9 protein-coding genes are annotated in these 14,204 nt (G+C 36.9%); 1 reads left to right on the forward strand and 8 read right to left on the reverse strand.

Annotated features, from left to right (window positions below; translation table 11 throughout):
- Position 1 precedes the first annotated feature (1 nt).
- Together EZ428_RS08460 and galB are read right to left on the reverse strand one after the other, a co-directional pair.
- Positions 2-1,327 carry a rhamnogalacturonan acetylesterase gene (locus EZ428_RS08460; protein ID WP_131552715.1) on the reverse strand — a complete coding sequence of 442 codons (1,326 nt, stop codon included), beginning with the start codon at positions 1,325-1,327 and terminating at the stop codon, positions 2-4.
- Positions 1,327-3,768, reverse strand: a complete 2,442-nt coding sequence (galB, locus tag EZ428_RS08465; protein ID WP_131552716.1) for a beta-galactosidase GalB — start codon at positions 3,766-3,768, stop codon at positions 1,327-1,329. The genes EZ428_RS08460 and galB overlap by 1 nt, the downstream gene beginning before the upstream one ends.
- 313 nt (positions 3,769-4,081) lie before the next feature.
- On the opposite strand from galB, the gene EZ428_RS08470 reads away from it, so the two are divergent.
- Positions 4,082-4,549: a VOC family protein gene (locus tag EZ428_RS08470; protein ID WP_131552717.1), complete on the forward strand. Its 468-nt coding sequence runs from the start codon at positions 4,082-4,084 to the stop codon at positions 4,547-4,549.
- 317 nt (positions 4,550-4,866) lie between these two features.
- Here the strand turns inward: EZ428_RS08470 and EZ428_RS08475 are convergent, their stop codons facing one another.
- From EZ428_RS08475 to EZ428_RS08500, 6 genes are all read right to left on the reverse strand, one after another.
- The gene (locus tag EZ428_RS08475; protein ID WP_131552718.1) at positions 4,867-5,526 is read right to left on the reverse strand and encodes a hypothetical protein; all 660 of its coding nucleotides are present in this window, start codon (positions 5,524-5,526) and stop codon (positions 4,867-4,869) included.
- Positions 5,527-6,187: 661 nt separating this feature from the next.
- Positions 6,188-6,850 (reverse strand): glycoside hydrolase family 2 protein, encoded by a 663-nt coding sequence (locus tag EZ428_RS08480; protein WP_165501741.1) that lies wholly within the window; start codon positions 6,848-6,850, stop codon positions 6,188-6,190.
- Complete coding sequence (locus EZ428_RS08485) at positions 6,786-7,271, reverse strand: hypothetical protein (RefSeq protein WP_131552720.1); 486 nt, start codon at positions 7,269-7,271, stop codon at positions 6,786-6,788. Before EZ428_RS08485 ends, EZ428_RS08480 begins: the two co-directional genes overlap by 65 nt.
- 60 nt (positions 7,272-7,331) lie before the next feature.
- Positions 7,332-9,506, reverse strand: coding sequence for a glycoside hydrolase family 3 C-terminal domain-containing protein (locus tag EZ428_RS08490; RefSeq protein ID WP_131552721.1), 2,175 nt, complete (start codon positions 9,504-9,506; stop codon positions 7,332-7,334).
- Positions 9,507-9,618: 112 nt separating this feature from the next.
- Positions 9,619-12,408, reverse strand: coding sequence for a glycoside hydrolase family 2 protein (locus EZ428_RS08495; RefSeq protein WP_131552722.1), 2,790 nt, complete (start codon positions 12,406-12,408; stop codon positions 9,619-9,621).
- A 3-nt stretch (positions 12,409-12,411) separates the two neighbouring features.
- A complete protein-coding gene (locus EZ428_RS08500; RefSeq protein WP_131552723.1) occupies positions 12,412-14,202 on the reverse strand; it encodes a glycoside hydrolase family 9 protein in 1,791 nt (596 codons plus the stop codon).
- Between the last annotated feature and the right edge of the window lie 2 nt (positions 14,203-14,204).

Raw genomic sequence — 14,204 nt, forward strand, 5'->3', positions numbered from 1 at the left:
ATTAATTCCCATCTGGTTTAACAATACTACTCTTAGGGCTTTCTGGCCATTTCCATTTTGTTACATCATCTGGTTTTGATGGACTAAAGGCCGGTAAATCATCTACCAAATATTTAGCTATACCGAGCTTTTGTTGTTTGATGCCTAGAATGATGCATTGCGCAATTTCATAAGCGCCATAAGGGTTAAAGTGCGTATTATCTGCCAATTCCTTATCCTGACCAGGATAACTATTTGCAGGATAATGCACAAAAGCTTTTTTAGAATTTTCTTCTCCCAATGCATTAAACAACTCCATTGTCATTGCATTTAAATCTATTAAAGCTACTTTTTCATCTTCAGCAACTTTGCGAGCCGCAGCAGGAAAATCACCTAGCGAATTTGTAATTTTTCCATCAGCACCAAAAGACCTACGACTAGTGGAGGTAACCACAACAGGAATACCACCCTTCTTTTTAACCTCAGTTATAAAAGTTTTCAATCGCTCTGTATACGATTTAAAAGCGCCATCATTAGGTCCTTTATCTTTTTGGTCATTATGGCCAAACTCAATAAAAAGGTAATCTCCAGGTTTCATTACACTTAACACTTTTGCTAATCTTCTACTCCCTAAAAACGAACCTAGGGTTAAGCCAGATTCAGCGTGATTAGCAATAGCAACTCCTGGTTTAAAAAAACGTGGTATCATTTGTCCCCATGAGGCCCAAGGTTCATTATCCTGATTAACAACTGTGGAATTACCTGCTAAAAAAACAGTAATTTGATCTTCTACCTTTGTAATTTCTAGTGAGTTTAAATGAGTGTTCAAATCAAATTCTAGCGTCAATTTATCATCCCAATCCAACTTAGTTAGCTCTCTATCTTTTAACCCTACAACTTGCCCCCCAGTTATATTTTTATTTTTAACGTTTACAATAAAGGTTTTTGTAATGTATTTTCCTGCAACAGTTTTTACATTTTCTAACATCAATCTCCTTGATTCTGCTTTAACGGTACTTTCTGAAGCTTCTTTTGAATCCCCTATGGTAACAGTGATTTTATAATTTCCTTCTGGTACTGCGACTGAAAAATAGAAGGGCAAATCACTTTTCACCAAGTCGCCTTTAAGTAAATCTTTTCCTCCCCTATCAACAGCAGTTACTTTAGAATCAAAATCGAATCCATAACCTTTTTCCTTGCTGTAAACATCGCTAGGCAAAATCTTGATGTAATTTTTCTCTGCCTTACCCGAGCCAAAATCAAACTTATAAGCTGTCTTAGTCTGTGCAAATAAACTACTTGAAGCCAATAACAAGGCAAAAGTGATTTTATGAATATTGTTTAGCATTATTTAGAGTTTAGTGTGATTATTGCGCTTGTTAAACCTTTTGCGCTAACCTGTAAATTGATATTCCCTTTGAGTTTTGAGCTCTCTACAATGGCAACCGCCATTCCGCTAAAAGCTTTCATTTCTGGCTGATGAAATAATTGTAAAGAAGTAGCATCGCCATTACAAGCAGCACGATATTTACCTGCTCCAGTAACTTTAAACATTAAATTATCTGTAGCCGTTGGACAAAGATTGCCGTCCTTATCTACCACACTAACTGTAACAAAAGATAAATCTTTACCATTTGCAGTTAACTGTTTTCTGTCTGCCGTTAATTTTAAATGATGTGGCGGTCCAGCAGTTTTAACTTCTTCAGTAGCTACAGCTTTTCCATTTTCATCATAAGCAACAACTTTAATACTTCCTTTTTGATAAATTACATCGTTCCACATTAAACGGTAACGAGTTTGATTATTCAAATTGCTCTTTTTCTGAACGCCCATACTTTTCCCATTTACAAATAACTCTGCCGAAGGATAATTAGTATAACAGAAAACAGGAATATTCTGACCTTCCTTGCCTTCCCAGTTCCAATGTGGCAATAAGTGCAAGGTTTTTTCTTCTGGTTTCCATCTGCTTCTGTACAAGTAAAATCTATCTTTAGGCAAACCTGCCAAATCGTAAATACCAAAATAAGAACTACGTGACGGCCAATAATCATCATAAGGCGTTGGCTCTCCAAGATAATCAAAACCTGTCCAAACAAATTCACCAGCAGAATAAGCCGTTGTATCTTGAACCGCCCATTCATCATCAGGAACTTGAGACCAATTGCAAAACTCTAAATCGTAAGATGAACTTTGATTGTCTGGATGATGTATATCCTTACCCATTTTTACTGGGAAATGGTAAACTCCTCTTGAACTTACTGTTGAAGCAGTTTCTGAACCATAAAGAAAACCTTGTGGTAATTTTTTATAAGCTTCGAAATATTGTTTCGGTTTGTAATTAAATCCAGGAACATCTAAAGTAGCCGCAAAATTGTTCTTTAATGCAGAATTAATGCGGTCCATTCCAGCTGTTACTAATCTAGTTGGGTCAGCTTTATGGCAAATATTCTGTAGATAGGTAATGATTTTATAACCTTCCTTATTGTCTTGGTCTGGCACTTCATTTCCAATGCTCCACATGATAATGCTTGGATGGTTGCGGTCTCTCTCAATCATATTGGTTACATCTTTTTCTGCCCACTTATCGAAAAAATTATGGTAACCATTTTTCATCTTACCTCTTTTCCACTCATCAAAAGTCTCCTCAATTACCAAAAATCCCATTTCATCACATAAATCTAAAAACTCTGGAGCCACCGGATTGTGTGAGGTACGAATGGCATTACAGCCTAAATCTTTCAATAAAACCAATTGTCGGCGCATGGCGGAAACATTAACCGCTGTACCTAAAGGGCCCAAGTCATGGTGCAAACAAACACCTTTGAATTTTACATTTTTATCATTTAACCAAAAGCCAGTTTCACGTTTAAACTCAGTTTTTCTTATTCCGAATTTAGTTTGTTGTTGGTCGGTTAATACATTGTTCACATATAATTTAGTAACCAGCGTATAAAGTGTAGGGGTTTCCGGCGACCATAATTTCGGATTTTGCAGCTTTAAGTCTATTTCATTTTTGCTCAAAGCAGAACCACTAACTAAAGTTGTCCCTTTTGAATCGAGTACGTTATAAACTAACTTAAAACCTTTGACCAAACTATCAGATAATTTGGTTTTCACATTTACTTTTGCAGCATTGGCTGATATTTCAGGTGTTGTGACAAATGTACCCCAAGTTTTAAGGTTTGTCTTATTTTTAACAATTAGATGTACATTCCTATAAATTCCCGCTCCCGGGTACCATCTAGATGATTCTGGTTTATTATCAACCCTAACGCTTAGCGTATTTGATTTTCCTTTAATGATATAAGCAGAAATATTGAATTGAAAAGAGCTGTAACCATAAGGCCAATTACCAACTTCTTTACCATTAACATAAATGGTTGAGTTGCTCATAACGCCATCAAACATTAAAGTCACTTCATCATTACCAGACACCGTAGGAACTGTAAATGTAGTACGATACCAACCAATGCCCATGTAAGGCAAAGCCCCTGTTCTACCAGTTTTCCTGGTTTCTTTGGTTTCGTTATTTTGGGTAATCTTAGTGATTTGCAGATCGTTATTTTCATCAAACGGACCATAAATTGCCCAATCATGGGGTACGGTTACGGTTTGCCAAGCCCTATCATTAAAACTGATTTGGGCCGCGCTAGGAAAATCTCCTTTTGAAAACTTCCAACCGTTTTCTAATAAAACAGATTTAGTTAATTGTGCTGAAGATAAAAGAGGAAAAAAGCTTACGGAAATAACTAATATAGTTCTAAAAATCGACTTTTTTAAAGTAATCATTTGTGGTTCTTAGGTTATTTGGTTTCGAGCTTAAATCTGACCATTTTATCTAAAAAAACTGTACTGTACTGTTATGAGGAGAATAGGTCCAATTCATCATCTAAAAAAGCTAAGCATAGCCTAGCAGTTGAAACATTATTAATTAAGGCTGATGAAGGGCTTGTTTTTACAAGGGTATTTGTTTTTCCATTTTACCTCTTACATTTCCCATCTAACATTCTTTTTTACCAACATAGAACCCAAAGAGCACCTTATTAACTAGAGCCTGTCCCGAATTTAACTATATTTAATCCCTAAGCAATTAAAACCTCGTATGAAACCAAGCCACTTCCTTATTGCCATTACCTGCTGCCTCAGCTTTCCCTTTAGTTCTTTTGCTCAAAATAATGCCCAAGCAAAAGCCGCAAGCTTAAACCATATTGCTTTTTATGTGGCCGATCTCAACATCGCCTCAACCTTCTATCGTGATTTTTTTGACCTGAAAGAAATCCCTAATCCCTTTAACGACCAAAAACATACTTGGTTTAGTCTAGGCCCCAATTCAGCCCTCCACATCATATCAGGCGCCAAAACCAAGGGCAATTATTTCATTGAAGAACATTTATGCTTTAGCACCCCATCCATTGAAATTTTTATCAAAAAGCTGAAAGCGCAAAAGATAAGTTATATGAGCTTTAACAAGGTAATTAACGAAGTTACCCTTCGCCCAGATGGCGTTCATCAACTCTACTTACAAGACCCCGATGGGCATTGGATTGAAGTAAATGATGCGAAGCTGTAGCCTAAGATAAGCCAATCTAATTTTTCTATGCGCAAAGAGCAATAAATAAAATAGAATTTATCATAGCCATTTTTTGATACCATTACTTCATTAACAGCTATCAGCACTTGTATAACCAAATCAGGAATAATCTTGTTGAGTGTATAACAACAATAAAAATAACACATAAGAGTGTATAGCCCAATCTAGCCTGGGCATAGATTAACCATCTAAGCCATTCAAACAACTAACCAACTCAGCAATTAACCAGTTAACCAACTTAAACAATTAACCAGTTAACCAATTCAAACAGTTAACCCATTCAACCAATCAATCCCCTATCCAATTTTCCTTAAAAAAGCTACTCCCATCCTTGCCAAGGTACCCACTACCTTACCATCCTTAAGTTTTTCACATTTAAGCACATACAAACATTGTGCATTAGCAGGCAATTCAGAGAAACGAAGTAAAACCTCACCTTTTTGCAATTCGCCAGATAATTGAGCAGTAAGAACTTCAGCAGGATAAGCATTAAGCAGCGTTTCATCTGTGGCAATGCGTAAAATACTCATTAAATAAGCTCGGTCAGTAGCTGGTCCATATAAAGTATAGTCCAATACCATGTTTGGGCCGGGATATTGAGGTTTGATATAAAAATAGCCGTGTTTATTGGTTCGATAATTAGGGCGCATTTCCATCTTTTCGAGAGGAAGATAAGAAATGAGCTTGCCTTCTTTCTGTTGCGCCCTTATTTTTTGGAGCAATTTACTCCAGAAAACTGTATCCTTAAAGCCCGGTGCTAAATCGTTAACCGCATCAAAAATGATTTTAGCCATTAAATTGGCAGTGGTTTGTTTGGCGGTGCTTTCCTTCATCCCATCTGCCAAGAAAATCTCGGTGTATGAGCCCCTAACTGCTCGATAGTGGTCGCCGTAAGCTTTACTGCGGACAAGTATATATCTTACTTTTTTACCCTTAGATTTGCGTTTCTTTCCCATAGAATTTGTATCTTTAAGTTTACAGCCTCTAGGGATCAAAAGCTATCCTAAAATTACCAAAAAATCTTCAAAAAACAATACCCTTAAAGCGACGTTATAGCGACAATAAAGCGACCTTATAGTGACCTTGCTCCCAGACAAACTCGTACCAAATCCGAGACAAGTTCGAGAAAACTTCGTGAAACCTTCGTCAATGCTTCGCTAGCCACCCACTTTTCGGGTACTATACGATCAACATGTTCCCGAACAAAACTCGACCAAAACTCGACCAAAACTCGAACCTGATTCGAATCACTTACGTTGCAAATACGAGTGAGATGCGATACAAAGTCGAAAAAAAGACGATATTTTGTTTATCTTATGGAGATTTGACTTATCCTGGCGTGATCTTATTCCCATTAGTCCGCGAAACAACTCAAACTAGTGGGTTTCGTTTTTTTTTAAATCCCAATTCTTACATAATAGTTGATCCGCGCCTTGGTCAGTTAATATGACAGGTGAAGTGATGTAACTCTCCTCCTAAATAAGTCCATATATAGTCCATACTAAGTCCATATATTACTAGCATAACTTGGACTTTATACAGATCTGATATTCTTTTAAATGAATATTTATCGAAGGAGTGTTACGAGGTGGTAGGATCCTGCTTAGATTACCATAATCAATAGGTAACAAGTAAACTTTCCTTGCTGGCTGGCATCCCATGAAAAAAGCTCCACTCAAATTGAACCACTAAGCCATATCGATCACAAAGATCTAAAAACCTTTCTGGAGGTAAGCCCAAATGAAATCGGAGATAATTACCACCCAAATCTTTGGTGCGTTGGATAGTGTTCTTTTTAAACCAGGTTGTATCGTATCCCAACTGTACACCTTCTTTGGTGCGCATCCAACGATGCCATACCACGGTTGGTCCACGAGGGATGAAGTGCGCATTGTTCAAATAAAATTGTTTGTCTTTTACTTCAAAGGTTTTAATACCCAGGGGAATACTCCTTTCATCGCTACCCATGCCACTGGCATCAATTATCGTTAGTTTAGCTTGATAGGGAATTGAAATGACATTGGCATTTCCAGCAATGGTTTTGGTTTGTGTAATTAATACCTTACCTGCTTTATCAACTACCACAAGTTTTGCTTTCCCCTCAAATTTTTCGGCGTTGTTAAGGTTAAAGTGAATATTTACCAGTTGGTTTTTGCTATCTACAAAAGGCATTACACGGGCTATGCCCACCGTCCCATGAAGATGTAAAACCACATCATCCCATAATCCTGAAAGAGACATTACTGCGCCATTGATCAGATTGTGGAATGTAGGAAGCATCCGTTTCGGGTATATTTTTTAGGGATGCCAAAGCAATTTCGATAACCATGGTTTTTCCTGGTTTGGCATTTTCATTCTCCAACTCAAAAAAAACAGGTGCCATCCCTCCTTCTTTCTGACCAATTAGTTTGCCATTGACATATAATTCTGGCCTGAAGCGTGCTCCTTTTAATTGTAGTGTAATGGCTTTCCAATTTCCTTTAGGCAACTGAACTACCTTTTTATACCACAAAGTTTCGCCTGTAATTTTTTTAGGATCACTTGCAATTGATGGAACCGATACTTTTTGGGTGTACTTTCTGTTAAAGCCCATTTCCCATTCTCCATTTAATACCTTGGTTGCGGTTGACTGTGCAAAGGTCAGCGTTGAATAAAAGACCATAGCCGATAAACAGATATTAGGGAATATTTTGTTTTTCATAAGGATGTTTGTTTTTGGTAAGTGACTCGTCAATACTTGCAAAACTGAAGAATTAGTATTTTAAGGTTTTAATTCCACCATTGATACTTGACGAATATCTTTTGATGAGCTTCCCACCAAAATCTGATATTTTCCACCATCCATTACCCATTGAAATAGCTGATCATTATAATATTGGAAAGCCGTTTGATCTAATTCTATTTTTAGGGTTTGTGTTTCGCCCGCCTTAAGGAATATTTTCTGAAAAGCTTTAAGCTCCTTTTCTGGTCGTGGTAATTTTGGTTCATCTTGACCCACATACAGTTGCACAACTTCGGCCCCATCCTTTTTACCTGTATTTGTAATGGTTAGTGTGATTGAAACTTTTTTATCTCCCGCTACCACGTCCAGCTTATCGTATTTAAAAGTGGTGTAGGAAAGTCCGTGACCAAAAGCAAATTGTGGCTCAACTTTATAGGTATCGAAATAACGATAGCCTACAAAAATATCTTCATGGTAAACAGCCGTTCCGTTTACACCCGGATAATCGCCAAGTTTGTGTGCAGGAGAATCTTCCAATTTTTTAGGGAAAGTCATTGGTAATTTTCCTGAGGGATTTACTTTGCCAAAAATAACATTTGCCAATGCATTGCCACCTTCCATACCTGGATACCAGCCTTCTATCACTACTTTTGCTTCATCAATCCAAGCATTCATTTCTACTGGCCCACCACCCATCATGATGATCACAAGGTTTGGTTTAACTTTTAGTAATGATTTTATTAATTCGTCTTGTCCGAAAGGTAATTTTAAATCTTTCTTGTCCACTCCTTCAGCATCATAGGCATTATCATCCCATTTACTAAAATCGTATCCATGTACCCAACCACCAACAAAAATTACCTGATCAGCAGTTGTTGCAATTTTAACTGCTTCTGCAATGAGTTGCTGATTAGCGATTGCATTTTTAGCTACCTCATAACCCTTTGCAAAAGTTACCTTGGCTTTTGATCCAACATAATTCTGAATTCCCATTAAAGGAGTAATTTCATAAGTAGGTTTTACTTGAGAGCTACCGCCTCCCATTGCATTTGGTTTCATGGCATTAGTACCAATTACAGCAATATTTTTAATTTTTGCAGCATTTAATGGCAATACCTGATCTTTATTTTTTAGCAAAACAATTGCTTCCTCTGCAACTTTTAAGGCGGTTTGTTGGTGTTCTTTTGTGGCGAATTGTCCGGCTTTACGGCTTTTATCTAGCATTCCGGTTTTAATCATGACCCTTAAAATTCTCCTCACCTTTTCGTCTATAAGTGCAACCGGCACTTTACCAGCATTAACCAAGGTAATCACTGTGTCACCCATGAAAAATTTAGCATAATTTGGTTTGGGCAACATACCAAGGTCTGTACCCATTTCTAAGTCGGTTCCATTGTAAAGTGCTTCATTGGTATGATGTACCGCCCCCCAATCGCTCATTAACAAACCTTTAAAACCCCATTCTCCTTTTAAAATTTTATTGACAAGGTAATAATTATGCGTTGCCCATTGTCCTCTAAATTTATTATAAGATCCCATCACTGTATTTACATCGCCTTCTATTACAGCGGCTTTAAAACCTGGCAAATAAATTTCTCGTAAAGCTCGTTCGCTCATTTCTACATCAACGGCGGTTCTATCAGTTTCTTGGTTATTGGCAATAAAATGTTTTAAACTGGCTGAAATACCTTGATCTTGTACCCCTTTAATATATCCAACTGCCATTTTACTAATCAAAAATGGATCTTCGCTTAAGTACTCAAAATTTCTACCATTTAGTGGCGTTCTGATGATATTTATACCAGGCCCTAAAATCACGTCCTTGCCTCTTGCATTGGCTTCGCTACCCAATACCGCCCCAAATTTATAACCCAATTGAGGATTCCATGTGGCGGCTAATGCATTACCAGTGGGTAAGTAAGTACCTGCATCGTTTACGTGATCATTAGAAGTGTCCCAATCTCTACCGTGTTCTGGTCTAACACCATGTGGGCCATCAGACATGACCAATTCTGGAATGCCTAATCTAGCTACACCTGCCGAAGTGAATGAAGAACTGGCGTGAATCATTCCTACTTTTTCTGCCAAGGTCATTTTAGAAAGGAGTTGATTGATTTGTTGCTCAACTGTATTTCGTTGTGCATGAACCGAAAAATTAAAAGCAGAAAAAAATATTAAAAAGATAAGTCTTGCTTGTGGGTAGGTAAGTTTCATTTAATAAGAATTTATAATGGATTGAATGTTGAACTAGCTAAAATAACCCCGGGAATAAGAAATATTGAGCCTGTTTTGTTAATAAAAAGGGTTAATATGTTAACTGATTTGGCTATTTAAAGTCAAACCACAATGTACCTTTAAAAGAATCGTAATTTAGCTGAATGTTTTGCTGACTAGTTGGCCCTAAAAATTCAGGTTTTTGAAATTTGGTACCAATTGGTGCTATCGCATTCATGAAACCTAAATCCCCGGCAGGAAATGCTGCTTTTACAGACTCTCTGGTTGCTTTAGCGTAGGCTGGCTTAAATAATTGAAGAAAAACATTTTGATTGGCCGTGTAAACGGTAAAATCTGCCTCGCTATTAGCTAATTTAACCCAATAAAATGGGCCATGATATCCCTTAAATTCTGGATAATCGAATTTTTCTCCAGTAATGCCATCGTTATATTCCTTTTTCCAAAGCCCAAACTCGGCACCATCCATTCTGTTTTTATATACCCTTTCAGGCCCATTCCCCATGAATTCAGCTCCTTTAACCAATTGCTCGGGATAATTAAATGTGATCCCCATAAAGTTATAGCCTAACTGCTGGTCGAAACGATTTGCAGCATACTCATAATCGAGTTTTACTGGCATACCAGCAGTAAAAGTCCATTTTACGTTTAACCACTCTTCACCTTTGTATGCACTTTCTACAATTACATTGCCATCTTTTACATAGTTTTTAAAGTATTGAAGCTTCATTTCTGAGCGAGCTTGCGCAAGAATTGGTCCTTTAGATAGACTTATTTGTTTTCCTTTTGAAATAACATGGTCTAGTAGCCCAGTAGTTTCATCAAACTGAACATCTAATTCATTTACCAAAACATTAAGTTTTCCTGATTTTAGTATCGCTTGAGGTTGTGTTTTAAATTCCTTTAAAACAATATCAGATTTGATTACATCTTCTGGAAATTTTAATGACCATGACCAAGTGTAAATCTCTTTTCCCTTCGGATCTATAGCGGTAAAGATCAATACATCGTTTTTTTTCCAATCGCTGGGCAAATTTAGTTTGAGCGCCGTAGTTTCTCCCGGGTTGACACTTGCTAAGAGAATCATTTGATCTGAGGCTTTTACCATCGTTTTTAACTCATCTTTATCTCTTATAAACTTTTTTAATTCCCATTTAAAAGTACATTGGTTTAAATTTGTATAGAGGTATCTGTTTTCTATAAAAAGTTTTCCATCAAAATTGGTTGGAATGTATTTGTTGTTAACCACAATAGGCGACCAAATTTTTCTTACCGCATTAAAACTGCCCTCTTTTTCATGATGTGGCCCAACAATACCGTCTGGAGCACTATCGCCTGCTAAATCAATCGCTCCATTTTTATCCGTTCGCACCACGCCTTCATCTGCAAAAGACCATAAAAAGCCGCCTGCCCCGTAGGGATGTTTGAGCATCATGTCCCAAAAGTCCTGTAATCCCGCCGCCATGCCTCCATCGTAATTGCCATGCATAAATTCGGTAGGAAAAAATACTTCTTTGCTATATAGCATGGCATTAACCATATAATTATAATCAGGATAGTGACGAGTATCTGTACCTCTAAACTTTTCCCACGGGTGAATGATCATTCTTTTTTGAGGATCATATAAATCAAAATCATCATCTAGTTCCCTGTTCCAGCCACCCTCATTTCCATTTGCCCAAATTACTATGGATGGGTGGTTAACATCCCTTACTACAAGTTCTTTCACCAACTTTTTGCCAATTGGGGTATCATAGCTTTTTTGCCATCCAGTTAATTCATCAATAACAAATAAACCTAACGAGTCGCACACCTCTAAAAAATGCTGATCTGGAGGGTAGTGAGACATTCGCACTGCATTCATGTTCATTTGTTTAATCAATTTAACATCATCAATGCTAATTTGCTTACTCAATGCTCTCCCACTTTCTGGCCAAAAACTATGTCTATTTACACCCTTAAATTTAATTTTAACATCATTTACATAAATCCCATCGGCTGGCCTAAGTTCAACTGTTCTAAAACCTATTTTCTGTTTAACTTGATGCACAATCTTTTTTTGATCTACTAACGAAACCGTTAAATTGTACAGATAAGGTGCCTCAGGGTTCCATTTCTTGATATCTTTAAACCTTGTGGATATCCTCGTATTTCCTTGTTTATCAATTAATTGTTGAGTTGAGCCAATTTTTTTCCCATCCAAGGTTTTGAGTTCCACCTCAATTTTTTGAGAGGAAAATTCTCCTTGCGTAAAAACATCGACCATTAAGGTCCCATCCGCCGTTGCGTTAACAGCAACCCGATCTATAAATTTTTTGGGTACGATCTCTAAATAAACTGGCCTGTAAATGCCACCAAATTGCCAGTAATCTCCCTCTCTTTCTGCTTTGTTTACAGATGCATTAGTAGATTTTTTATAGACCTTAATTTCTAACAAATTTGTACCAGTGGGATTCAATTTATCGGTAATGTTATATTTGAAACGATAAAAACCACCTTGATGAATGGGGCCGGCCAATTTACCGTTGATCTTTACCTCGGTATCAGTCATTGCGCCCTCAAAAACGATAAATACCTCTTTGTTTAAACTAGCTGGTGATTCAAAATTTTGTTTATACCAACCAAATTCATTTGGATTATTTGAATCAGAAAAATAATTATAAGTACCAAAACCTTGTAATTCCCAATTAGAAGGCACCTTAATTTTACTCCATTTGCCACTGTTCATTCCGGTGTTTACCATAAAATCCCAGCTAACGGTGTGGTCTTTATCAACCCCAGAAAGATATTGGTATTGAGTTTCTTGGGCGTTTGAAACAATTGACAAACTAAATTGCAACAAGAGAATGAAAGTTTTGATCTTAATATTTTTTATAGAATTCATCTTTTAATTTTTTGAGTAGCCACATTCATATTGTAATGCCTGTATTGCATTTACCAGATAAACTAAAGGCGCATTCCAATTAATGGCAATTTCGTTGGCTGCATAAGAATTCATACTATCCGTATAGGCCTCATCGGCTACCATACTAGGTAATGCAACTCCATCTTGCTTTCCAGGATTAGGCCCACCTACCAAAAAACCTGGCACTGGTTCTTTAATTCGATCTGCTGCAGAAGGACGATGGTGAGGAAACATTGGCGTTTTTGACCCAAAACCAGTAACATAAGAAAAACCTGTAGCATTACGTCCTAACAAATAATCGAGATTAGACAATGCATGATCTAGGTACTTTTTATCTTTTGTGATTTGATAAGCTTGAATGAGTACTATGCCCTGATTTGCCGCATTGGCATTACTGCCCCAACCAAAATCTCTGTTTGTTTTACCCATAACAGTTTGATAGGCAGTTGAAGATGCACCTTCAATGAAATCGTTAGCCATTTTTAGCAACCTTTTCTTAATGATTTCGGCGTCCGTTTTTTGGTTGTTTTTTAAAGCTGCTTCATTTCTTAGTAGCGAATAATAACCTAAAAGCCTAACATTGTTCCAAGATGGTAAGGGCATTCGTTCATCTGGTAAGATATTTACAGCAGTATAGTATTTTTCATTTTGTGTGGTTAGGTATAATTCTATGGCCGCCCAAATAAATTCATCTGTAAAATTCCGATCACCATAACCACCAGTAGTAATTTTAGGTTCATATTTGTTATTCATCGAATTTTGATCATAAGACATACTAGGATTTTTTATGGCCCAGTCCCAAGCCTTTTTGGCTGCATTTAAGCAAGAATCTGAAAGTCCTGGCAATTGTGTCTCATATTTTCTAAAAATACGACTTGCCTGAGCGGTTACCGCAGCAAAATCGAGCGTAGCTGAAGTTCCTTTCTGAACCACATAACGAGGTAATTTTGTAATCTCGGGCATTACCATACCATCAAAAAATGCGTTGGTTAACTTATTGTAAACCCCTCCATCATCTTGGTCTTGCATGCATAACATCCACCTAACGTTCCATAAAATCTCATCTAATTCATCAGGTACCTTATTGCTGCTTTCTGGAATATTTAAGTTTATTTTTTTTACATAAGATGGAAAATCTTCATACAGCGAAAGTAAAGTACCCGTGGTAATACCAGAATTTACAATGTATTTATTGTAATCGCCTGCATCATACCATCCTCTTGGTGCAGAAATTATTGTTCCGGTTGGCTTTTTTTCGGTTGCCGCAGAAGGGTGGATTAACACTTTATTATCTGGATGACCCGCATTTCTAAACCATGGTCCCGCATATTTTTCTGGTAAGGCCATTGAAGCTCTTTGGTAATAAAATGCTTTTACCGTACCTTTAGCCAAATCTGCAAACACATCATTTTTAATACTAAATTGATAGCTATAGCCCATATCTGGGATATAAATAATATAATCGCCAGGCTTTGTAAAATCTGAGAAATTAGCAATTAAGGTTTTTTTACCATTTAAAGCTACATTGGTGGAGGGTTGTAAATTCCCACTAAAAACAATCTTGTTTTCTTTTGCAGTTATAATTTCGAACTTGGTCAAACTATCTGCGCTAACAACAGCTATTTTTTGTGCGTTTGGATAAAAGCCAAGTTGATTAAAGCGAATATTTTCTGATAGGAATAAATTATTTAAGTTAACCTGTTGTGCATTTAAAGTAATATTAACAAAAATTAAAAAAGAAGAAAGTAAAAACGATTTGAAAAAGAAGCTCATTT

This window comes from Pedobacter frigiditerrae (genome assembly GCF_004331645.1).
Lineage (GTDB): Bacteria > Bacteroidota > Bacteroidia > Sphingobacteriales > Sphingobacteriaceae > Pedobacter > Pedobacter frigiditerrae.